Genomic DNA, 23,627 nt, shown 5'->3' on the forward strand with positions numbered 1-23,627 from the left:
GTGCAATAATACCAATGTACGATTTTGCCATTATCGGTGGGGGAATAGTTGGACTGTCTACAGGGATGGCTTTAAGTAAGCGTTATCCCCAAGCCAGGATTTTAGTATTAGAGAAAGAAAGCCAGTGGGCTTTTCACCAAACAGGTAATAATAGTGGGGTAATTCACTCTGGTATTTATTATAAGCCGGGGAGTTTCAAAGCCAAATTCTGCCGTGATGGTAGAGACTCAATGGTAAAATTTTGCCAAGAATATGGCATAGACCATGAAGTCTGCGGTAAGGTAATTGTGGCGACAGATGAGCAAGAACTGCCACGCCTAGAAAACCTCTACCAACGCGGTTTAGAAAATGGGATAGAAGTTAAGAGAATTAGTCCCCAAGAAGTTAAGGAAATTGAACCTCACGTAAGTTGTGTAGGTGGAATCCGGGTTTTCTCCACTGGTATTGTTAATTATAAGCAGGTTTGTTTAAAATACGCCGAGTTGATTCAACAACAAGGTGGAGAATTACGCCTAAATACTAAGGTACTGAAGATTTCCCCCAATGGTAAACATCACGTACTGGAAACTAATCAAGGTAACTTTGAAACCCGCTTTGTGATCAATTGTGCGGGCTTGCACAGCGATCGCATCGCTAAATTAGGCGGTGTACAACCCCAGGCAAAAATCGTTCCCTTCCGGGGAGAATATTACGAACTCACCCCCGAAAAACGCTATTTGGTCAAAACTCTCATTTATCCGGTTCCCAACCCCGAATTTCCCTTCCTGGGCGTTCACTTCACCAAGATGATTGATGGAACCGTCCACGCCGGGCCGAATGCTGTTCTTAGCCTCAAGCGCGAAGGTTACACCAAAACCGACTTCGACCTGAAAGACTTTGCTGAGGTAATGACATACCCTGGTTTTTGGAAACTCGCCGCCAAACACGCCGACGAAGGTATCCAAGAAATCATCCGTTCCTTTAGCAAAGCCGCCTTCACCAGAAGTTTGCAGAAACTCATTCCCGAAGTCCAAGCCGAGGATTTAGTTCCCACCCATGCAGGGGTACGCGCCCAAGCTTTGATGGATGATGGCAAACTAGTAGACGACTTTTACATCGTCCCTGGTAACAACTCCATTCATGTCTGCAATGCGCCTTCACCAGCCGCGACCTCTTCCTTAGAAATAGGAAAAGCGATCGCCGCACAAATTGCCCAGCACTCAGATATGCCAGCAGTCGTCAGTTAATTAACCTGAGTTCGACCAGTGCGGTTTTGACCTCTCCCCCAACCCCTCTGTCTTGAAAAGTTCTGATCGCCGGAAGCCGGCGCTCAGACTTTTCGCTCCTACGAGGAGAAGGGAGTGTAGAGTATGAAATATCAACGATAAATTAGACTTTTAAAGCCTCTCTCCTCTTAGGAGAGAGGAATGGAAGTGGGGTTTTTTCAGCCGTCGAACTCAGGTTAACTGACATCTTGCACCTTCGATTGGAAGCTAGTGGTGGGCATTGCCCACCCTACGAAATCATAAGGGTTTCGGGCTGCGATTTTCGCAATAACAGAGTGGTGCAAGATATGAGTTAATTAGTTCCTAGTGAGGGCTTCAGCCCTTACTACTTCTATTACCCATGATCGCGACAACGCAGCATATTACAAGTAATTAAACGAATTTGGTATTAGATATTAGTTAGTTTCAGTTAGTTCATTTACCAAACTAATTTTTCCCTACAAAGAAATTACCAAAAATGAAAATTCTAGTAACTGGAACTGAAGGCTATTTAGGTTGTTTATTGCCTTCCTTATTAATTAAACGCGGTCATGAAGTTATTGGCGTAGATACTGGTTATTACAAAGTAGGCTGGCTATACAACGGTACAGAAATTACCGCCAAAACCCTCAACAAAGATATCCGCCACATCACCCCCGAAGACTTGGAAGGTGTAGAAGCAATAGTTCACATGGCGGAACTATCCAACGACCCCACCGGACAGCTAGCACCAAATATCACCTACGATATCAATCATTTAGGTTCAGTACGCCTCGCTAACCTAGCCAAAACAATGGGTGTTCGGCGCTTCGTCTATATGTCTTCTTGTAGCGTTTACGGAGTAGCTACCGAAGGTGATGTTACAGAAGCATCTCCAGTTAACCCCCAAACAGCCTACGCAGAATGTAAAACCTTGGTAGAACGGGATGTCACACTCCTAGCTGATGATGACTTCTCCCCCACCTTCATGCGGAATGCTACTGCTTTCGGCGCTTCTCCCAGAATGCGGTTTGATATCGTGTTGAACAACCTAGCAGGCTTGGCTTGGACTACCAAAGAAATCAAAATGACCAGTGATGGTACACCTTGGCGACCATTAGTCCACGCCTTGGATATTTGCAAAGCCATCATTTGCGCTGTAGAAGCACCCCGCGATATTATTCATAACCAAATCTTTAACGTCGGAGATACTGCTAATAACTACCGCGTTAAAGAAATAGCTGAAATCATCGCCGATACCTTCCCCGGATGTAAATTATCCTTTGGTGATAACGGTGCAGATAACCGCAGCTACCGCGTATCTTTTGAGAAAATCAACAAGATTTTACCTGGATTCAAATGTGATTGGGACGCGCAAAAAGGCGCTAGACAATTATTCGATTTGTTCAGTCAAATAGACATGACAGAAGACACATTCTTATTTAGAGGCTTTACACGCTTAAAGCAGCTAGAGTATCTAATTCGTACTGAACAAATCAACCAAGACTTTTTCTGGAATATCAGGTAGTTACTTGTCTGAGGCAGATTTTATGCCCCTTTTAAAAAACACAGGGGTATAGGGGAAGAAAAAAGTGTTTCTTCTATATTTTGCTGGCGCGTAGTTGCGCTAGTTAGAGGCTGATATCTTGCAGCTTTTAAATCAGCAGGTGGTGGGCATTGCCCACCCTACGAAATAATTAGCATCTGATGGAGGGACAAATGAATAAATTACTGACAATTGCCATACCCACTTATAACCGTGCAGCACTTCTAGAACAACAACTATCTTGGTTACACCAAGCTATCAAAGGGTTTGAATCTGATTGTGAAATTATCATTTCTGATAATTGTTCAACAGACAATACTCCAGAAGTTGTAGAAAAATGGCAACCAATTTTTAGTAATACTTCATTTAGAGCCTATAGAAATTCAGAAAATCTCGGCTTAATGCGTAATATTACTTTGTGCATAGAGATTGCTAAGGGTGAGTATATTTGGACGGTTGGGGATGATGACCCAATTCAAGAAAGAACCTTGGGTTACGTCATCACAAAAATCAACGAAAATCCTGACTTATCACTAATGTTTCTTAACTGTTATGGGCGGGATAGTATAACAGACAAAATTGTTGTTGAACGCTGGTTTAATAGCGATAATGATGAACCTATTACTAACGGCAAAGCTGCATTGCAACGTCACTTGAAAGAAAGTTTCGGTGGTATACTTTTTATGACAGCAACAGTTTACAAAACAAAGTTAGTACAACGCGCTCTACAACAATGGCCATCTTCACATATTAACTTAGCAGCACAAGCATATTGGACAAGTTTCTGTGCTGTTAACGGCAGTGTAATAGTTACTCAAGATACCTATTTAGAATGTACTATGTACGCTAGTTCTTTGGGGAAAGATCCAAAGTGGTCAATCATGATGCGATACCTTTACATTCCTGAAGTTTATGCCAAACTTTTAGAACTTGGCTATTCTCCAAAGTTCTGTTTGCAAATGATTTCGCAAAATATCATCGCCAAAAACGATTGGATAATCTTTTTAGGTGCTTTGAAACGCTGGCCGATGTTGGCAATAAATCTCATGTTTTCTTACTTGTCTTTGATGAGTGTATCTATGAGAAAAGCATTTGTTTCTTCATTAAAACCAGTTAAAGCAAGCTGATTTATTTAGTTATAGTAAAAATATCTTTTACCTTGATATGAATAAATTATTGACCATTGCCATCCCCACTTATAACCGCGCTGAGTTACTCGATAAACAACTCACATGGCTAGCAAGAGCTATCAAGGGATTTGAATCTGATTGTGAAATCCTAGTTTCTGATAATTGTTCTACCGATAATACACAGAGAATTATTCAGAAATGGCAAACCGAACTGAGTAACATCACCTTTAAATCTCACAAGCAGCCAGAAAACTTAGGCGTAGTGAAAAATATTATGTACTGCCTAAATGCTGCCCAGACAGATTATGTTTGGACAATTGGGGATGATGATCCGATCCAAGAAAAGGCTGTTAATTATGTGATTAATAAAATCAAAGAACAGCAAGATTTAGGATTATTATTCCTCAACTTTTCTGGACGTAATAAGATTACTGGTTTACCAGTATTCCCACCAACAATTATTGGTAATCGTTGGTTTGATGCTGATAGTGAAGATGGTAAAGGTGATGGTAAAGCTATCTTTGAACATTGCTTTGCTAAAAGTGTCGGTGCAGTTATCTTCCTCACTGCTAGTATCTACCGTACTGAGTTAGTGAAAAAAGCTCTACAACATTGGCCTGATGCTGTTAATAATTGGATATCTCTAGCATATATTGCTGGTTATTGTGCGGCGCGTGGTAGTGTTATTGTCACCAAAGAAACTTATTTAGAATGTATTGTTGGTGTAAGTTATTGGCAAAAAGAGCCAAAGTCAGCACTATTAATGCAATACAAACATATACCGGAAGTTATTTTAAAACTTGAGGAAACCGGATATTCTAAACAATTTTGCAGGCGGATGCTTTTGCAAAATTCTAAAGAAGTGGACTTGAGAGTTTTTCTAGGTGCTTTGAGAAGATGGCCTATATCTGCTATTAAAACAGTCTTACCATTTCTAGCTTTGGTTAGCGTAGCCGCTTTAGAGTTCATTCCTTTGAGAGAGATGAACCTTGCAGAAGCTAGTGAAGCCACATCTCAAGAGTTACGTTTTGAGAATGAGCCAATTCAGGCTAATAAATCAACTAATAAATAGGTAGGTGTTGCTATGTTACACAAGCTGCAACCAATAATTGCTGGGTTGAAATATGAATTAGGCTATCAGCTAAGGGTTTGGCAATATAAGAGGAATTTGCCACAGTTAGATGCAGGCGATCGCCTAATTGTTAACACCCTCAAAAAAGAGGGAGCTTACATCACAAATCTTGAGGAATTAGGATTATCATCCACCGCAGAAATGCTAAAAGCTGCTCAAGAACAATTAGCACAAATGTCAGCTAATAGCAAGTTGCATTTATCCAACTTACCATACATTTATACAGTTACAGACATACAGCAATTCGCCAATTGGGCAAAAGAAACGCGACTGATGAAAATCGCCGAAAACTACCTTGGTCTTCCCGTAACATTTCAGGGTGTACACTTACGCAAAGACCTACCAAATGAAGACCAATTCGGCACATTACTATGGCATAAAGATTCAGAAGACCGTAAAATGGTGAAAATCATCATCTATTTAAATGATGTAGATGAAGAACAAGGTCCTTTTGAATATATTCCCCTACATTTAACCTCTTTCCCTAATAGGAATGCTTACCGAATTGACAAAAAACTCAAGCAGTCCGGCTACTTAGGTTTAAACGATGAACAAGTAGCAGAAATTATCCCCAAATCAGCTTGGAAATCTTGTCCAGGCCCCGCAGGAACAGTATTAATTGCTGACCCTAGAACAGCATTACATCACGGTACTCTCCGCACAAAGGAAAGGTCAGCATTATTTTTTGTTTACACCGCTAATCCTCCCAAGCGACCAGAACTTTGTACCCAATATTGGGATGATACTTTTGCTAGACCAGATGTAAAGAAAGTTCCTGTTTAGCTGAATTATCTGTGTAAATACTAATTGTTAGTAATTACTGACTTTAACAGTGAACAGTTATCAGTGAACAGTGGACAGTGAACAGTGGACAGTGAACAGTGGAAATAACCTGATAACTGATAACTGATAACTGATTTAAAGAATTTCTATTCGAGAAAACCATGATTTTTACAACCACAGCACTCAAAGACGCATTTATTATTGACTTAGAAGAAAAACCAGATCATCGTGGTTTTTTCGCCAGAACTTTTTGCGCTAATGAATTTGCAGCGCATGGTTTAAAACCAGTAGTTGCTCAGTGTAACCTATCTTATAACTTTAAAAAAGGCACAATGCGCGGTATGCACTATCAACTCAAACCAGCCGCAGAAACAAAATTAATTCGTTGTATAAAAGGCGCTATCTACGATGTAATTATTGATATGCGTCCTGAATCACCAACATTTTTGTCACACATCGGTGTAGAACTTACTGCTGAAAACCGTCGTGCTTTATATGTGCCGGAAATGTTCGCTCACGGCTATCAAGCCCTCACTGATGATGCAGAAGTTGTTTATCAAGTTGGTGAATTTTATACACCAGGATATGAAAAAGGATTACGTTACAACGACCCATTTTTTAACATTGAATGGCCTTTAGAAGTAACTGTAATTTCTGAAAAAGATGCCAACTGGCCTCTGTTAGAAACATTACCAATTGGTAGCCCAGACCCTGTAGAAGCGGTTTGTTAGGGATTGGGGATTGGGGACTGGGGACTGGGGATTGGGGATTGGGGATTGGGGATTGGGGAGATGGGGGAGCAGAGGAGGAAAACTAATCATAGCTGTCAACTGATAACTGTCAACTGTCAACTGTCAACTGATAACTGATAACTGATAACTGATAACTGATAACTGATAACTGTCAAAGGAATTTACGCAAAATGATTATTATTGATAATGCTCTCAAAGCTCGTGCTGCTGCGGGTAATCCTGTGAAAGTGGGAATGATTGGTGCTGGTTTTATGGGTCGTGGTATTGCCAATCAAATTATTAATTCGGTTCCGGGAATGGAATTAGTTGCTATCTCTAACCGGAGTATTGATGGCGCGAAACGGGCTTATACAGAAGCTGGAATTGAAGATATTCAAGTTGTGGACTCTGTGGGCGAATTGGAAAGTGCGATCGCTCAAGGTAAGTATGCCATTACTGAAGATGCTAAACTGATCTGTCAAGCTGATGGGATTGACGCAATTATCGAAGTTACTGGTGCTATAGAATTTGGCGCTCATGTGGTGATGGAAGCGATCGCCCATCGCAAACACATCATCATGATGAATGCTGAACTCGACGGTACTATCGGCCCCATCCTGAAAGTATATGCTGACAAGGCTGGCGTAATTCTCAGCGCCTGTGATGGCGACCAACCAGGCGTACAGATGAACCTTCACCGCTTCGTGAAAAGTATCGGTCTGACTCCCCTATTGTGCGGTAACATCAAAGGACTACAAGACCCCTATCGCAACCCCACCACTCAAGAAGGCTTTGCTAAACGTTGGGGACAAAAACCCTACATGGTGTCTAGCTTTGCTGATGGTAGCAAAATTTCCTTTGAGCAAGCGATCGTTGCTAACGCCACAGGAATGAAAGTAGCCAAGCGGGGGATGTTGGGATACGACTTCACTGGTTATGTTGAAGAAATCACCAATTTGTACGACGTAGAACAACTCCAGCAGCTAGGCGGTATTGTTGATTACGTCGTTGGTGCAAAACCCGGCCCTGGTGTATATGTCCTTGCTACTCACGACGACCCCAAACAACGCCACTACCTCAACCTCTACAAATTAGGCGAAGGCCCCCTCTATAGCTTCTACACTCCCTACCACCTCTGCCATTTTGAAGTCCCCTTATCTGTAGCTCGTGTTGTCCTTTTCCAAGATGCGGTAATGGCTCCCCTAGCTGGCCCCTTAGTAGATGTGGTCACTACAGCCAAAATTGACCTCAAAGCCGGAGAAACCCTAGATGGTATTGGCTTCTACATGACCTATGGACAATGTGAAAATTCCGATATCGTCCAACAGCAAAAACTCTTACCAATGGGTCTAGCTGAAGGCTGTCGTCTCAAACGAGACATTCCCAAGGATCAAGTTCTTACATACGATGATGTAGAACTACCCGAAGGCAGACTTTGTGACCAACTACGAGCCGAGCAAGATAAATATTTTGCTCCAGAAAAAGTGCTAGTAACTGTTGGTTAATTAATTCGCAATTAATAAATTTAGCTGCTGGGTATTGCCCACCCTACTAAAACTAAATCGCATTTTTATCAATCGCCCTCCTTGTTTTCATAAGGAGGGCTGCAACATCTAAATATAACTAAAATTTTGCTTATATTCAGATATAAATCCACAATTCACTCTCTATTTTTAATAGAGATAAATGTATCAAAAAACCGTAAAAAAATATCATATAAAATACTAAAAAAATGAACAATATCTGCTGAAATATCTTTAATGAAAGAATTTTACTAATTTAGACCAATATGAAAGTTGCTCTAGTTCATGATTATCTCACTCAACGCGGTGGAGCAGAACGGGTATTTGAACTGCTGTGCAAACGCTATCCCCAAGCAGATATTTTTACCTCATTATATGACCCGCAGAAAACCATCGATATGGGTGAGCGGATAGTCAACACAACATTCTTACAGAAAATTCCTGGTGCAGCCAAATATTTTAGGCTCATGGCTCCCTTGTATTTTCCAGCTTTTCGATCCTTAGATTTGCAAGACTACGATTTAATTATTAGTAGCAGTACTAGCTTCGCCAAAGCAGTCAGAAAAAGACCGGATGCTAAACATATTTGTTTCTGCCATAACGTCACCCGTTTCTTGTGGGATACAGAAACTTATCTCAGAGAATATAGCGATTATAGATATTTATCACCTTTAATCGAAAAAATCTTTCAGTTGATGCGAAATGTAGATTTACAATACGCTCAAGAACCTGATATTTACATTGCAAATTCTAGCATTGTTGCTCGTCGGATTGAAAAGATTTACGGCAAAAAAGCCATAATGATTAATTATCCAATTGATACCAGTAACTTCGTTTATTCTGATACAAAAGATGAATATTTATTAGCCTCAGCACGGATGATTAGTTACAAACGGCTCGATATCATAGTCGAGGCTTTTAATTGGCTGGGATGGCCGTTAATCATCTCTGGGGACGGCCCAGAAAGAGAAAGATTACAGTCCAAAGCTTTAGATAATATTAAATTTGTCGGTCATGTCAGTGACAGCAAACGTAAAGAATTATTCTCCAAAGCCAAATCTATTATAGTAGCTGCTTTAGAAGACTATGGTTTAGTTCCTGTAGAGGCTAATGCTAGCGGTACACCAGTTGTTGCTTTTGGCGCAGGTGGAGTCTTAGATACCCAAATAAATGGCAAGACTGGAGTGTTTTTTAATCGCCAAACACCAGAATCTTTACAAATGGCATTATTAGAGTCCGGAGAAATCAATTGGAACTATGAAAATATACGTAATCATGCCGTGAATAATTTTTCTGAGCCTGTTTTCTTTAGTAAAGTTGAGCGAGTTATTGCCCAAACCTGTAGTCTCAATTAGTTAAAAGTGCTGAGTCAGTTGACAGCTGTCAGTTGTCAGTTATCAGTTATCAGTTGTCAGGTTATTTCCATTGTTCACTGTTCACTGATAACTGTTCACTGATAACTTCTATGTCCCACTCCCTTATTTAATTAGCGTCTCGAACACAAGGATTATAAAAGTGGTTCAAACTAATTTAAGTACAAATATAAACAGCATTGATTCAGAACCAAGCTATGGCAAACTTTTTTCAGTTTTTCTGCGTAGGTCTCCTTGGTTCTTGATGGCATTTTTAACAACAATTGCCATAGCAGGACTGATTACTGTTAAAACCAAGCCTACCTACAAAAGCACGATGCAATTGTTAGTAGAACCTAATTATCAAGGGAAGAAAGAAGGCGGGACTCCAGAAGCTCAGTTTCTTGAACCAGATATACAGATAGACACTGCTACTCAACTGAACTTAATGCAGAGTACAGGACTGATTGAAAAAGCCGTGTCGAAATTGCGATCGCAATATCCAAATATTACTGTAGCTGATATTAAAACTACCTTGGGCTTAAGCCAACTGAGGACAAAAGATGATAATGTCGCTACTAAAATTTTTCAGGTAGAGTATACCGCCAATGATCCTGAACGGACTCAAAATGTTCTCGCTGCTGTGCGTCAAGTCTATGTGGAATACAACAAACAGCAACAGGATATTCGACTCAAAAAAGGTCTACAAGTAATTAGAGAGCAGTTGAGCAAAGCTAGCGAAGAAGTTAATGCGGCTGAAACTAACTTACAAAGATTTCGTAGAAACCAGAACCTCATCGACCCAGAAGCCCAAGCCAAGGCTCTAGAAGATGCTTTGAATAATATTGAACAAGAACGTCGCACGACTCGTTCTGCTTATCAAGAGGCTTTGGCAAAGCAAAAATCTTTAGAAGAGCAATTAAACCGTTCTCCCAAAAATGCTTTGGTAACTTCTCGCTTGAGTCAGTCAGCCCGCTACCAAGGCTTACTCAACGAAATTCAAAAAACAGAATTGGCGTTAGCTCAGGAACGTTTACGTTTTACTGATGAAACTCCCAGTGTGCAGAAGCTGAAAGAACAATTAGACAGCCAGAAGCAATTATTGCAACAAGAAGTAAGCAGAACTTTAGGGGGTAAATCTGCTAATGTCTTCGGTGCAGGTGAACCACTGTTAGAACAGGGACAGTTTGGTGAAATTGATTTGAATCTTGCTGGTCAATTAGTAGAAACGCAGACAACCATAGTTTCATTAACTGCTCGTGACCAAACTTTGGCACAGAAAGAAAATCAAATACGTTTAGAAATTAAACGTTTCCCGCCTTTATTAGCTTATTACAATCGCATACAACCACAATTGCAATTTAGCCGCGAAAGGTTAGAGCAACTATTGCGAGCAGAACAGCAATTACGTCAAGAATTGGCTAAAGGTGGGTTTAATTGGGAAGTTGTGGAAGAACCCCAATTAGGTGTGAAATTAGGCCCAAATCTCCAACAGAATTTGATGTTGGGTGCTGTTGTTGGGTTAATGTTGGGAGGTATTGCGGCCTTTATTCGCGAAGCTTCTGATGATTCTGTTCACACTACTGCTGAGTTAGAAAAACAAACTGCTTTGCCTTTGTTGGGAACTACTCCTAAATTGCCGGCTACTAAAACTAGAGAATCAGTGATCAAGTTGCCTTTTGGTAAGCCTGAAGTGTTGGGGCCTTGGACAGTTGAGGTTCTCAAATCTTCTATCCGTTGGGAATCTTTGGATCTGATTTACAAAAATATTGAACTGCTCAATTCTGTATCTAGCTTAAAGTCTTTGATGATTACCTCGCCTATGCTTGATAGAGGTAAGTCAGGTCTGGCTTTGGGTTTGGCCATGAGTGCAGCCCGTTTACATAAACGAGTGCTACTGATTGATGCAAACTTACGCGACCCCAGTTTGCACCAACATCTCAATCTACCCAATGAGCAGGGGTTATCAACTTTATTAGCTAGCGAGATTACTTTACCTGAACAGATTAGTGTACATAACGTTGGTTCTGCTTACATCGATATTTTGACGGCTGGCCCATCACCTAGTGACTCAGCTAATCTCTTGAGTTCTCCACGCATGAAACAGTTGATGACAGCGTTTGAAGATAATTACGATGTGGTGATTATTGATGCGCCACCAGTTTTAGGTTTGGTAGATGCGTTGCTGACTGCTTCATCTTGTCGCAGTGTCGTTATGGTGGCGAGTATTGGTAAAGTGACTCGTAATCAAATCGCTCAAGCTACAGCTATGTTGAGCAGGTTAAATTTGATTGGTGTTGTGGCTAACGGGGTTTCTAATTCTGATAGCACTTATGTACCTTATGCTAGGGAATACCGTTTTGCTTTGGAACAGGCTGTGGAGAAGTAATTGAGAGATGAGGGAGAATCTATACTCCAGCCTCTAGACCCCTTTTTTGAATGTGCGATCGCCTGTTTGTGAAGTGCGATCGCACATTCGTTTTTCTGGCTCCATTATCAATAAGGTTAAAATTTGGATAACTCTCAAGAAACCCAAGGGTGTAGGGGTATAGAGGAAGAAACACAACTATTCCCTTTTTTTCTTTCTGTCACCTATCACCTGTCACCTGTCACCTGTGTTTCTTAGGAGCAAGCGCACTGGCGGCACTGCCACCCGCTACGAATGAAAGAAACAAGTAAAATCCTCTTCCCTTCTGCCTCCTGCCTCCTGCCTCCTGCCTTGTTTCTTAAAAGGTAAATACTTTAGCCCTTATTTTTTATAAATAAACTATTAGATAAATCAATAAAATTTATCTACATTTTATGTCTAAATTAAATAACAATAATGTAATAAACAAGCTTTTTAAACGTTATATATTATTCTTGAATTGTCTAAAATATTTAAGTATGTTTATCACATTTTTATAAAAATATATTTAAGTCATTGAATATTTAAAGAATAAATGAAGAGTTGCCTTAGACATATAGTTATCTCTACGTTTCTTATATCCTAGAGATGGAAATTGAGTTCAAATGCTTCCAAGTCAAAATTTGACTATGGTTCTAAAATTTAGTATAAAGGTAGATATCTGTAACTAAACATAAATGTCAAGTCTAGTGACCAAAGACTGTGGAAGACTAATTGTTTTTGAAAAGGTTAGGTTAATTTGCTCTACACTCTTCCACATCAACCATTGCCATACAAAAATCAATGTTTTCGAGCTAGCTTCACATTATGTTTATTCCAACCTTTCTCAATAATACGGCAACTCTTTGTACCGAGTAACACTAACAGCATCTAATTTTTTGACTTGCGCTTTCTACCATTTTAGGACTTACGCATGAAGACGAAAAATCAAGGGTTTGGGCAAGGGTATAGGGGTATAGGGGTGTAGGGGTGTAGGTGTTCAAAACCCTTACACTCCTACACCCTCACACCCTTACACCCAATCCCAACAAACAATCTTGGTGCGTAAGTCCTAACGTAAATAGCTTTTGCGAGCAGAACGAAATTCACATCAAAGTCTTTGGCATTGACAGCCTTTGATATCATCTCAGCGATTTAACTTGTATAAATCCAAAGACATTATGACAAGCGTAATAGTTTCAACTGTTGAGAATTACGAGTTAGCGACTCCACAAAATCAAAATTATTGCTCATTACAGTACACACTTCAATGGCGACGAGGCCAGTTGTTGGTGAAATGTTCTGACAAAGTTAAACAGCCATATTTGCCATCTCTAAAGGATGAAAAACTATTAGTTAATTGCTTAAAACATTCCTCGGTAAATTTGGTGAGTATAGATGGCAAATTAGGTGAGGCTTTGCTGATGTTTTGGGCGGAAGCCTGTAATAAAGCAAATAAGCCTATCTTTTTAAGTAGACCCACTCATAGCAAATTACCTAAATCAGGTAACTGGTTCGGGAAATTAATTAACTGGCTCTTAGCTTTTGTATTGCTGTTATTAACTAGTCCAATGATGCTGGCATTGGTAATGTTGATACGGATGGACTCACCAGAACCAATATTTACTTATGAGTGGTGTGTGGGAGAAAAAGGTAAACTTTTTCGCGCAATTAAATTTTCTGCTACTAGCCATTATGACTCCAAAATTTTAGGATTTTTGCTCAAAAAATCTGGTTTATATCATCTACCAAAGTTATGGAATGTACTGCGGGGAGAAATGAGTTTAACAGAATCTAATTGTTGGACTTTAGAAGATGCAGTACAAAACAGTTTATCAGGAAAGCAACAGGTAAATACACTACCAATAATTACCGATTCATGGGAAGTACCAACAGAATCTGAAATGGTACGTTGAAGCCCAATAAATTATGTAGAGACGTTGGATGGAACGTCTCTACAGTGAAGAATAAAGTTTATCTTTACCAAGAAACGGTATAGACTCTAAACAAAAACTTAACTTTGTCCTGAAGTAAGGAAATCATAGGGTAAATACTAAATTGATTAGAGTTTTTATTCAGTATAATTTCCTTTCTACTTCCTTAACCAAGAACAAAGCTTCCTAAAAATTCTGCTTAGTTCGGTGAATAATCTATTTGCCGCTATTAAACAAAAAAATCTCACCTTCCAAGTTGATTTAGAAAATAACCCACGCATCTAAAAATGCCAAAAGCACAACGTAATTTCTTTAATTTAACTAAGTTTTGGCAAGATAACTCTTTAATCTTGAAAGAGGTTAAAAGTTTCCGCAAAATAGCTATTCTTGCTGTAATCTTTTCCTTTCTGGCTGCCAGTTTTGAAGGGGTGAGTATTGGCTTTTTGCTGTCATTCTTACAAAAGTTGACTACTCCTAACCAACCGATTGAAACGGGAATTGGTTGGGTTGATATGATTTTGACTTCTAATGTGTGGTCAATTAGCCCTATATACAGGATATCTTTACTCATTTTGTTGAGTACCTGGATGCGGGCTACATTCAATTATTTTAGCGCAATTTATACAGAATCGGCGCAACTTCATCTGGCTGATAGCTTACATAAGCTAATTTTTGAGCAATTACAATCTCTCAGGTTGAGTTACTTTTCTCAAACTAATTCTGGTGAACTTATTAATATAATAACCACAGAAATTGAAAGAACAAAACAAAGCTTTAGTGGCGTAGCTTTCTTATTCACTAGAATTTTGACTGTATGTGTTTATTTTGTTGTCATGTTTTCTTTATCATGGCAACTTTCTATTATTTCCGTTCTCATATTCGCACTGCTGGGAGTGGGGTTATCGACACTAAATAAACGGGTAAGAGAAACCAGTTTTGGCATTTCCTCTGCTAACGCTAAATTTACAGCGATCGCAGTCGAGTTTATCAACGGAATCCGCACGGTGCAAGCATTTAGCACACAAGAGTTTGAGCGTCAGCGTTTCTACCAAGCGAGTACAAATCAACTGAATGCAGCAATCAAGGTTGTAATGGCCTGGACGATGGTTAGACCGATAGCTGAGGGCGTAGCAACTACAGCTTTAATTAGTTTAATTGTCATTTCTTTCACAACTTTTACACTACCAGTTGCATCATTATTGACTTTCTTCTTTGTCTTAGTGAGAGTCATTCCCAACATTCAAGATATTAATGGAACCTTTGCTGCTCTCAATACTTTGCAAGGTTCGTTAGAAAATATCAGAGGTATTTTACAGACTCATGATAAGCCTTACTTGAGAAATGGCAAGCTTAAATTTCCAGGTTTAAAGCGGTCAATTGATTTAGTATCTGTTGACTTTGGTTACACCGCCGATAATTTAGTATTAAGTAATATCACTTTGACTATTGAGCGTGGTAAAACTACAGCACTTGTAGGGTCTTCTGGTGCTGGTAAAACTACGCTAGCTGATTTAATTCCCCGCTTCTATGACCCCACACAAGGGCAAATTTTAGTTGATGGAATTGATTTACAAAAATTGGAAATCAATTCTTTCCGCCGCAAGATGGCTATTGTTAGTCAAGACACATTCATTTTTAACGCTTCTATTCGAGACAATATTGCCTATGGCACAACAGGAGCGAGTGAAGCCGAAATCCGGGAAGTAGCTAAATTAGCGAATGCGTTGGAATTTATCGCACAAATGCCGCAAGGGTTTGACACTAATTTAGGCGATCGCGGTGTGCGCTTATCTGGGGGACAAAGACAACGGATTGCGATCGCGCGTGCATTGTTGCGGAATCCCGAAATCCTCATTCTTGATGAAGCCACCAGCGCCTTAGATTCAGTCTCAGAGCGATTAATTCAACAATCTCTGGACAAGCTGTCTCAGGGGAAAACAGTAATTGCGATCGCTCACCGACTTTCCACAATTGCTAAAGCCGATAAAGTTGTCGTACTTGAACAAGGACGCATCGTCGAACAAGGTCGTTATCAAGAATTACTAGAACTCAAAGGCAAACTGTGGAAATACCACAAAATGCAGTATGAAGCAACTCAATCTGATTAAATATCCTCAACATTAATGTCATGAATCAATTCAACTCATCGGCTGTTTTAAATAGCCTCTCTAATAGTAGCAAGTCAAAGCGAACTTTATTCTGTCTAACTTACGACCTGCCACCATTAACAACCCCAATTGCTAACCGCGCTCAGAAATTATTAGCACAATTTCAACACAGTTGGCAGTTGCAAGTTCTCACCGGAACCAAAAATGCTGCACTCAATCCAGAAGCTAACATTAATTATGCCGAAACTTGGTATCCCAAGACATTAATTGAATTACTCGGCAAGCTGCGACTAGATAAATTTTTGTCCTGGCTAATTTGGCCAGAACCACATATTTTTTGGGTATTACCTGCCATTATTAAAGGCTATCAACTCATCCAAAAACAACGACCTGATGCGATTTTTGTGTTGATGATGCCTTATTCAGCAGGTTTAGTAGGAATTGTCCTCAAATGGCTCACAGGTTTGCCTTTAATCTTGAGCTTAGATGATTCACCAACCTGCACTGATATGCACCCAAATGCTATGAGTTGGCTGCATCATCATTTAGACAATTGGTTAGAAGAATTTTATGTCCGTCAATCTAATGCCACAGTTTATGTTTCTCAATTCAATTTAGATGCAGTTAAAAATCGACTAGCTCCTCCACATAAATCCAAACTGCATTTAATCCGTTGTGGTGCTGATCCTCAAGATTTTACTCCACCTATTTCTACCCCAGTTAATGACAGCAACTTAGAAATAGTTTATACTGGCGGTATGAATGGTTGGTATCAGTTTTACCATCAAAATCAAGAAAAAAGTTTTCTCAAAAAGCTATATCAAGCTTGGATGGAACTTGGATACTATCAACGAGCCACAATTGACTATAGAAGTTCTAGCCCAGTTTTTGCGGGTAAAGCTATTCAACAAGTATTAACTCAACATCCTGAATGGCAAGATAAAATCCATCTAGCAGTTTATGGAAACAGCTTTCCCGAATCTGTTGTCCAGAGGGTTTTAGAAAATCAAACCTTGACAGATGTAGTGTCTGTATCTGGTAGCTTACCCCATTTTCAAGCAATTCAATTAGCTAGACAAGCAGACCTATTATTCATCACTTTACCAAATCGTCCAGATGGCTCATCCGGCGGGCGAATTTCTTGTAAAACCTATGAATATTTAATGACAGATAGACCAATTTTAGCAGCAGTTCCTCAAGGAGAAAATTGGGATTATCTACAAGATAAACCAGGGGTTTGGCTAGTTGAACCAACAGATATAGAGGCTATGAGTCAAGTAATAGCTACTGTAGCAACAGCGAAATTTTCTGGTAATTCCTTGAGGTTTGACCGTTCACATCTCCACGAAGAACTTAGTTATATCAACTTAGTTAAAAATTATTTGCAAATCTTCGATGAAGTTTGCTCAAAAACAATAATTCCTAAATAAAATTATGAAAGTTATTCTTACGTGCAACACCTCATTAGGTGCAGGTGGACAGGGAGTTTGTTTAGCAAATGCAGCCACAGGTTTAAAAAACCTAGCTGATTTAACTGTATTTTGTTCTGGTAATAAAACACCCCAAACAAATTTTCCGGTTTTCCCTTTAGGAAATTCTCAATGGAGTCAAAGATTACTATCTACTCCTATCCTGCGCCGTCGCAATGATTTAGCTGTTCTTTTGAGTGATTTGTATTTTGACCGCCAAGTTAATCAGCAATTAAAATCACAAGATTGTGATTTAATTATGGGGGTAGCTGGTCAAACTAATTTAGGGTTTAAAGCTGCTAAAGCCAAAGGTGCGAAAGCTTGGCTATATTGCCTGAATAATTATCTTCCTTTCATGCAGCAACAAATTCAACAAGAGTTAAAAGTTCTTGCTGATAGTACAGTTGCAACCATGAACCCGATGATGCTGCGAAGATTTGCCAATGAGTGTCAGCAGGCGGACTTAATTATTGTGTTGTCGGAAGTTGCTAAACAAACTTTCGTGAAAGCAGGATTTGCAGCAGAAAAAGTTGCTGTTCTTACTCCTTTTGTAGATACTGAGAGATTCCGCCCTACAGCCAAAACTGATGATGTTTTTCGCGTTCTGTATGTAGGAACAATTGAACCGCGTAAGGGTTTACCCTATTTAGTAAATGCTTTTTCTCAAGCGAAAATTCCTAACTCGGAATTGTTAATAGTTGGGGGCGCTTCCACCCGTGGCTTAAGAAGATTCATGGAAAATGTTCTCAGCCAAAACTCGAATATTAAACAGGAAATATGGAATTTTAGTCAGACTGATCCTACCAAAGTATTTGGTCAATCTTCAGTACTGGTTTTACCTTCCGTTGAAGATGGTTTTGGTTTGGTAGCATTAGAAGCAATGGCTTGTGGTTTACCTGTAATTGTCACTTCGCAATGCGGTGCTGCGGATGTTGTGAATGAGGGTGTAAATGGTTTTGTTGTACCTCCTAGAGATATAGAAGCTATCACAAATAAACTTGTATTTTTAGCGGAAAATGAGGCTAAACTTGTAGAAATGGGTAAGGCTGCTAGAATTACAGCCGCACAACAAACGCCAGAGGTTTATCAGCAAACATTAAATAAAATATTTGTTGAGCAGTTGAGTTTATAGCTTTTCTTACCATAGTGAGAAGCAAGAATAATTGAACGCAGATGGATTTGTAACTCAGCAGACTAGAAAACGCTATAAATTAATTTCTCATAGTTTTGGCGGTTTGATGGATTAGGATTATTGTATTGATACTTTGGTGTTGTTGAGAAGTTTATTTTAAAGCTCACGCAAAGACGCGAAGGCGCAAAAGCATATTTTTTGAAGTTATGTATTCTGATTAATTTGGATATTGGTGTAGAGGAAGTGATGAGATTTTATGGATGAGGATATGAAGTTAGAATTACTCGATGGTGAAATGATTTATCACTGCTTTCAAGGCAGTGTTCACGGCAATGGTGGGATTGAAACTTATGTAAAAACTTTAGCACTTTCTTCTCTGCCTGGAATTAGCGATCGCATCATTACTTCTATAGAAAATTTAGACCAAAAGCAAGTCAAGTTATTACATCTCCATAGTCCAGAAATTTTAGTTGAGTGGCGGCAAGAATGCCCTGTCATATTTACACTGCATAACCATTCTTGCTATTGTCCTAGTGGCACAAAATATTTAGCAGACCGTCAACAAATTTGCGATCGCACTATGCAGCCTTTAGGATGTACTTGGGGTCATATAGTCGATGGTTGTGGTAGTCGCCGTCCTAACAGGATTGTGAAAAGTTGGAAAAATAGTGCTAGTGCTTTAGAAAACCTGAAAAAATTGCCAATTCCCATCATTGCTAACAGTGATTACGTCCGCAAGCAAATTATTCATCATGGTTTACCAGCACATCGAGTCACTACCCTACGTTGTGGTGTCAAACCTCCGCAAAGTCCTACCGCACCTTTAAGTCGAGAAATTCATCAAAATCAGCGTATTTTATTTGCAGGTCGCATTGTTCCTGACAAAGGTTTAGAATGGCTAATCAAAGCTTTAGCGCAAACCGACTCCCGCATTCATTTAGATATTGCTGGTGATGGTTGGGATAAGCCAGCTATGGAAAGATTAGCCCAGAAAATGGGATTAAGCGATCGCATTACTTGGCATGGTTGGTGTAATTTTGAGCAATTAGAAACACTCTATCATCAGTGCTTTGCTGTCATATTTCCCAGCCTTTGGCCAGAACCTGCTGGACTTGTAACTTTAGAAGCCTACGCCCGCTATCGACCTGTCATTGCTAGTGCTGTCGGTGGAATCCCCGAACAAGTCCAAGATGGGAAAACAGGGATTTTGGTTTCACTCAACAATGTCTCACAATTAGCAGCTGCGATCGCCCAATTAGCCACCAATTATTCCCAAGCTAAATTTATGGGCGAATCTGGTCAAGCTTGGTATCAACAAGAATTTACTATTGATGTTCATGTTCAGCGTTTGGCAGAAATTTATGCCAAAGCGATCGCTGAATTTAGGGATAGAAATCAGGGTGACTTTTCAGGTTATGTAGAAAAAGCTACCCTTAACCTAACCCCCTAACCTACGCTATGTCTCACTTTCTTAATTTTGAATTTTGAATTGGTATAAGGTTATGTCAGTAAATACTCAATTATCAGCACCATTAGTTAGTGTAATTATTCCTACTTATAATCGCCCAAATTATCTTCAGCAAGCACTTCAAAGTGCAGTCAACCAAACATTTAAAAATATTGAAATTATCGTTTGTGATAACTGTAGTGATGTTAATCCTCTACCAATAGTCGAAGCTTTTGCAGATGAGCGCATCTATTTTTTTCGCCATCCCCAAAACATCGGTATGGTTGCTAATATTATCAGTGGTTTCGTCATCGCTAGAGGAAAATATGTTGCCAGTTTGCATGACGATGATATGTGGGAGGAAGACTTTTTAGCAAAGCTGATTCCGCCTCTAGAAGCTAATTCTGACTTAGCTGTAGCTTTTTGTGATCATTACATGATCACAACTGATGGACAAATAGATGATGTACTAACACAAGAATGTTCGCGAGTGTGGAAACGGGCAGATTTAAAAGCAGGAATTCATCAACCTTTTTATCAAATTGCTGTAGAAAATATGTCCATAGCCTCAGCAAATGCTGCCGTAATTCGTAAAGATATTATAGACTGGGAAGTAATTCCGCTTGAGGTTGGTGGCTCCTACGATTTGTATATAAATTATCTATGTTCTCGTTCCGGTATGGGAGCTTATTATCATCCCGAAAAACTCACTCGTTACCGTGAACATGAGATAAAAGATACAATGACAGACAATCCGCAAATAAATATTCGCAAAGGTAAAAATCATTTATTCTGTTATGAACAGTTTATCAATGATGAAAGAATAAAAGATATACATCCACATTGCCAGCAGCGATTAATCGAAGTTCACCACTATTTAGGCATGAATTTATTAAAAGCTGGACAACCAGAAGCAGCGATCGCTCATTTTAAATATGTTTTGCAGAGAAAGAGGCTGAGTCTGAGAGCGATCGCGGCATTATTGTTTGCTTTCATCCGCAGTTTATTTATTAGTAAATTATTAGGTGAAAAGGGATATGTTACAGAAGAACGAAAACAAGCAACCCTTGCTTAGTGTGATTATCCCAACATACAATCGCCCAGAATATTTAAAACAGGCGATCGCCAGTGCAGTCAACCAGACATTTGACGATATTGAAATTATTGTTTCCGACAATTGTAGTCCACAAAATCCCCAAGCAATAGTTGAATCTTTTAACGATTCACGCATTCGCTTCTCACGCAATTCTAGCAACCTGGGGATGTTTGCCAATACCATCAAAGCCTTTAGGATGGCGCAAGGAAAATACGTCGCCAGCTTGCTAGATGATGATATGTGGGAAAAAGACTTTTTAGCCAAGCTAATTCCCCCCTTAGAAGCTAATCCCGATTTAGCTTTAGCTTTTTGCGATCATTACCTCATGGACGCGCAAGGAAACATAGATGATAGATTAACGCAAGAATGTTCTCAACTTTATAAACGAAATCATCTCCAAGAAGGTATCTATCAACCCTTTTCTCGCATAGCCTTAGTAGATAAATCCGTATCCACAGCCACAGCCGCCGTTATTCGTCGAAATGTAATTGATTGGAATGCCATTCCGGCTGAAGTTGGAGGCTCATGGGATATATATTTAAACTATCTTTGTTCTCGTTCTGGTTTAGGAGCCTATTATTATCCAGAAAAACTGACTCGTTATCGTGTCCATGAACAAACAGACACAATGCTAAGTGGTAAGCGAGACCCCCAAGCAAAAATCCGTAAAGCTCAAGCCGATATGTTCTGCTATCAGCAGTTTATGACCGATGAACGTCTATCAGATTTGAAACCATACTTTCAGCAACAATGGGCGCACGTCAGTACAACTTTAGGCATCGGCTTAATGCGTAGTCAACGCCTCAAAGAAGCACGTGCTTATTTTTGGAGTTCCCTAAAAGAAAGTATCAAACTACGGACTCTAGCCGGGTTAATGCTCAGTTTTACTCCCCCAAAAATAGCATCCAAATTTTGATTTTAAAGGCTAGAGTTATCAGTTATCAGTTGACAGTTATCAGTTATCGGGACTTAAACATTTTTGAGGCAGAAATAAACCTCAAACCCATACAGGGAAAGGAAAATACACCACAGGCTCAAAAATGCTTGAAACCCAGATGTAGCAAGAAATTAGTCAAAACGATGTCAAATTCCTTCTGTGTATACATTTGAGTAGTTTTTCTGGCTACTTTTTGTCTAAGTCCCATTATCAGTTGACAGTTGACAGTTGACAGTTGTCAGTTGTTATTCTCCCCTGCTCCTCTGCTCCCCTGCTCCCTGTTCCCCTCCTGGGAGGGGTTAGGGGTGGGTTTCCCCTCATCCCCCCTTCCCCTTTCCCCCTTCCCCTTTCCCCCTTCCCCAATCCCGTGAAACTAACTATCGTTACACACAATGTAATTAAAGGTGATGGTCAAGGCCGGGTTAATTATGAAATAGCCCAAGAAGCAATTCGCCGTGGTCATCATGTCACCTTATTAGCTAGTCAAGTAGCTTTGGAATTACAACAAAGTGAACAAGTTAATTGGGTTCCTATCTCTGTTAAGCAATGGCCTACAGAATTACTGCGTAACATAGTCTTTGCTTTTATTAGTACAAATTGGTTACAAAAACATCGTTCTCAGCTAGATGTAATCAAAATTAATGGCGCAATTACTCACGCCTCTGGTGATGTGAATGCTGTGCATTTTGTCCATAGTTCTTGGTTGAAGTTTACTTCTCAAAAGACGCAATCAAAATCCACTAAAACTACACAATCACGCAGATTTTTATACAACTTTTACCAGTGGTTATACACAGCATTAAATGCACATTGGGAAAAACAAGCTTTTCGCCGCGCAAGAGTGGTAGTAGCTGTTTCTAGTAAAGTGGCGGAAGATTTACAAGCCATCGGTGTACCACCCCAGAAGATTCGGGTGATTGTTAACGGTGTAGATTTGCAAGAATTTTCCCCAGGAAATAACTCTCGCTCAACCTGGAATCTACCAACAGGAGTTCCCTTAGCCCTATTTGCTGGAGATATTAGAATATCGCGCAAGAACTTAGATACAGTCCTCAAAGCCTTAGTGCAAGTGCCTGATTTACATCTAGCAGTTGCGGGAATTACAGAAGGAAGCCCATATCTGAAATTAGCAGAAACTTTGGGATTGCATGGACGAGTACATTTTTTAGGACTGCGCCATGATGTCCCCGAACTGATGAAAGCTGTAGATTTCTTAGTATTCCCTTCACGTTACGAGCCTTTCGGCTTAGTAGTAATTGAAGCAATGGCTTCTGGTTTACCTGTAATTACGGCTGCTACAACAGGCGCAGCAGATTTAGTCACACCGGAATCAGGGATAGTTATAGCCGACTCAGATGATGTGGAAGCCTTAGCTAAAGCCATGATGTTGCTAACTAGCGATCGCCATCATAGACAAACAATGGGTCAAATAGCCAGAGCGATCGCTCAACAGCATAGTTGGGAACAAATGGCAAGAAAATATGTTGATTTATTAGAAGAATTACAGCCTTAAATCTCTCATTCACTGCGATATTTGATACCAATTTTATATGAGATTGCACATAATTATAAAATCCATTGATTTATCTGCGTTTATCTGTCTTGAAAAGTTTCCTACGGAGGGAAACCCTCCTACAGAACTTTTCGCTGCGTTCATCTGCGTTCCATTATTCTCAACATATTATTTGCAGCTTCATA

17 protein-coding genes are annotated in these 23,627 nt (G+C 39.7%); all 17 read left to right on the forward strand.

Annotated features, from left to right (window positions below):
* The first annotated feature begins 14 nt into the window (after positions 1-14).
* The 17 genes from lhgO to H6G83_RS02950 all read left to right on the forward strand — a co-directional run bounded on the left by lhgO (position 15) and on the right by H6G83_RS02950 (position 23,442).
* Positions 15-1,226, forward strand: coding sequence for an L-2-hydroxyglutarate oxidase (gene lhgO, locus H6G83_RS02870; RefSeq protein WP_190466664.1), 1,212 nt, complete (start codon positions 15-17; stop codon positions 1,224-1,226).
* 496 nt (positions 1,227-1,722) lie between these two features.
* Positions 1,723-2,751, forward strand: a complete 1,029-nt coding sequence (locus H6G83_RS02875; RefSeq protein ID WP_190466668.1) for an NAD-dependent epimerase/dehydratase family protein — start codon at positions 1,723-1,725, stop codon at positions 2,749-2,751.
* 191 nt (positions 2,752-2,942) lie between these two features.
* On the forward strand, positions 2,943-3,896 hold the full coding sequence (locus H6G83_RS02880) for a glycosyltransferase family 2 protein (protein WP_190466671.1): 954 nt from the start codon (positions 2,943-2,945) through the stop codon (positions 3,894-3,896).
* A 37-nt stretch (positions 3,897-3,933) separates the two neighbouring features.
* Positions 3,934-4,971, forward strand: coding sequence for a glycosyltransferase family 2 protein (locus H6G83_RS02885; protein ID WP_190466674.1), 1,038 nt, complete (start codon positions 3,934-3,936; stop codon positions 4,969-4,971).
* Positions 4,972-4,983: 12 nt separating this feature from the next.
* On the forward strand, positions 4,984-5,814 hold the full coding sequence (locus H6G83_RS02890) for a phytanoyl-CoA dioxygenase family protein (RefSeq protein ID WP_190466676.1): 831 nt from the start codon (positions 4,984-4,986) through the stop codon (positions 5,812-5,814).
* 161 nt (positions 5,815-5,975) lie between these two features.
* Positions 5,976-6,545, forward strand: a complete 570-nt coding sequence (gene rfbC / locus H6G83_RS02895) for a dTDP-4-dehydrorhamnose 3,5-epimerase (RefSeq protein ID WP_190466679.1) — start codon at positions 5,976-5,978, stop codon at positions 6,543-6,545.
* A gap of 191 nt (positions 6,546-6,736) precedes the next feature.
* The gene (locus tag H6G83_RS02900) at positions 6,737-8,050 is read left to right on the forward strand and encodes an NAD(P)H-dependent oxidoreductase (RefSeq protein WP_190466682.1); all 1,314 of its coding nucleotides are present in this window, start codon (positions 6,737-6,739) and stop codon (positions 8,048-8,050) included.
* A 284-nt stretch (positions 8,051-8,334) separates the two neighbouring features.
* Entirely contained in the window at positions 8,335-9,423 is a 1,089-nt protein-coding gene (locus H6G83_RS02905; protein ID WP_190466685.1) for a glycosyltransferase, read from the forward strand.
* 160 nt (positions 9,424-9,583) lie between these two features.
* Positions 9,584-11,809, forward strand: a complete 2,226-nt coding sequence (locus H6G83_RS02910) for a GumC family protein (protein ID WP_190466688.1) — start codon at positions 9,584-9,586, stop codon at positions 11,807-11,809.
* 1,178 nt (positions 11,810-12,987) lie between these two features.
* Positions 12,988-13,722 carry a heterocyst development glycosyltransferase HepC gene (hepC, locus tag H6G83_RS02915; protein ID WP_190466691.1) on the forward strand — a complete coding sequence of 245 codons (735 nt, stop codon included), beginning with the start codon at positions 12,988-12,990 and terminating at the stop codon, positions 13,720-13,722.
* 305 nt (positions 13,723-14,027) lie between these two features.
* A complete protein-coding gene (gene hepA / locus H6G83_RS02920; RefSeq protein WP_190466694.1) occupies positions 14,028-15,848 on the forward strand; it encodes a heterocyst formation ABC transporter subunit HepA in 1,821 nt (606 codons plus the stop codon).
* Between the two features lie 20 nt (positions 15,849-15,868).
* The gene (locus tag H6G83_RS02925) at positions 15,869-17,278 is read left to right on the forward strand and encodes a glycosyltransferase (protein WP_190466697.1); all 1,410 of its coding nucleotides are present in this window, start codon (positions 15,869-15,871) and stop codon (positions 17,276-17,278) included.
* Between the two features lie 4 nt (positions 17,279-17,282).
* Complete coding sequence (locus tag H6G83_RS02930; protein WP_190466700.1) at positions 17,283-18,449, forward strand: glycosyltransferase family 4 protein; 1,167 nt, start codon at positions 17,283-17,285, stop codon at positions 18,447-18,449.
* Between the two features lie 268 nt (positions 18,450-18,717).
* Positions 18,718-19,899: a glycosyltransferase family 4 protein gene (locus H6G83_RS02935; protein ID WP_190467033.1), complete on the forward strand. Its 1,182-nt coding sequence runs from the start codon at positions 18,718-18,720 to the stop codon at positions 19,897-19,899.
* Positions 19,900-19,951: 52 nt separating this feature from the next.
* Positions 19,952-20,971 (forward strand): glycosyltransferase family 2 protein, encoded by a 1,020-nt coding sequence (locus H6G83_RS02940; RefSeq protein WP_190466703.1) that lies wholly within the window; start codon positions 19,952-19,954, stop codon positions 20,969-20,971.
* Complete coding sequence (locus H6G83_RS02945; RefSeq protein ID WP_190466707.1) at positions 20,934-21,908, forward strand: glycosyltransferase family 2 protein; 975 nt, start codon at positions 20,934-20,936, stop codon at positions 21,906-21,908. The genes H6G83_RS02940 and H6G83_RS02945 overlap by 38 nt, the downstream gene beginning before the upstream one ends.
* Before the next feature lie 388 nt (positions 21,909-22,296).
* The gene (locus tag H6G83_RS02950) at positions 22,297-23,442 is read left to right on the forward strand and encodes a glycosyltransferase family 4 protein (protein ID WP_190466710.1); all 1,146 of its coding nucleotides are present in this window, start codon (positions 22,297-22,299) and stop codon (positions 23,440-23,442) included.
* Positions 23,443-23,627 lie beyond the last annotated feature (185 nt).

Source organism: Anabaena azotica FACHB-119 (genome assembly GCF_014697625.1).
GTDB classification, from domain to species: Bacteria; Cyanobacteriota; Cyanobacteriia; order Cyanobacteriales; family Nostocaceae; genus Trichormus; species Trichormus azoticus_A.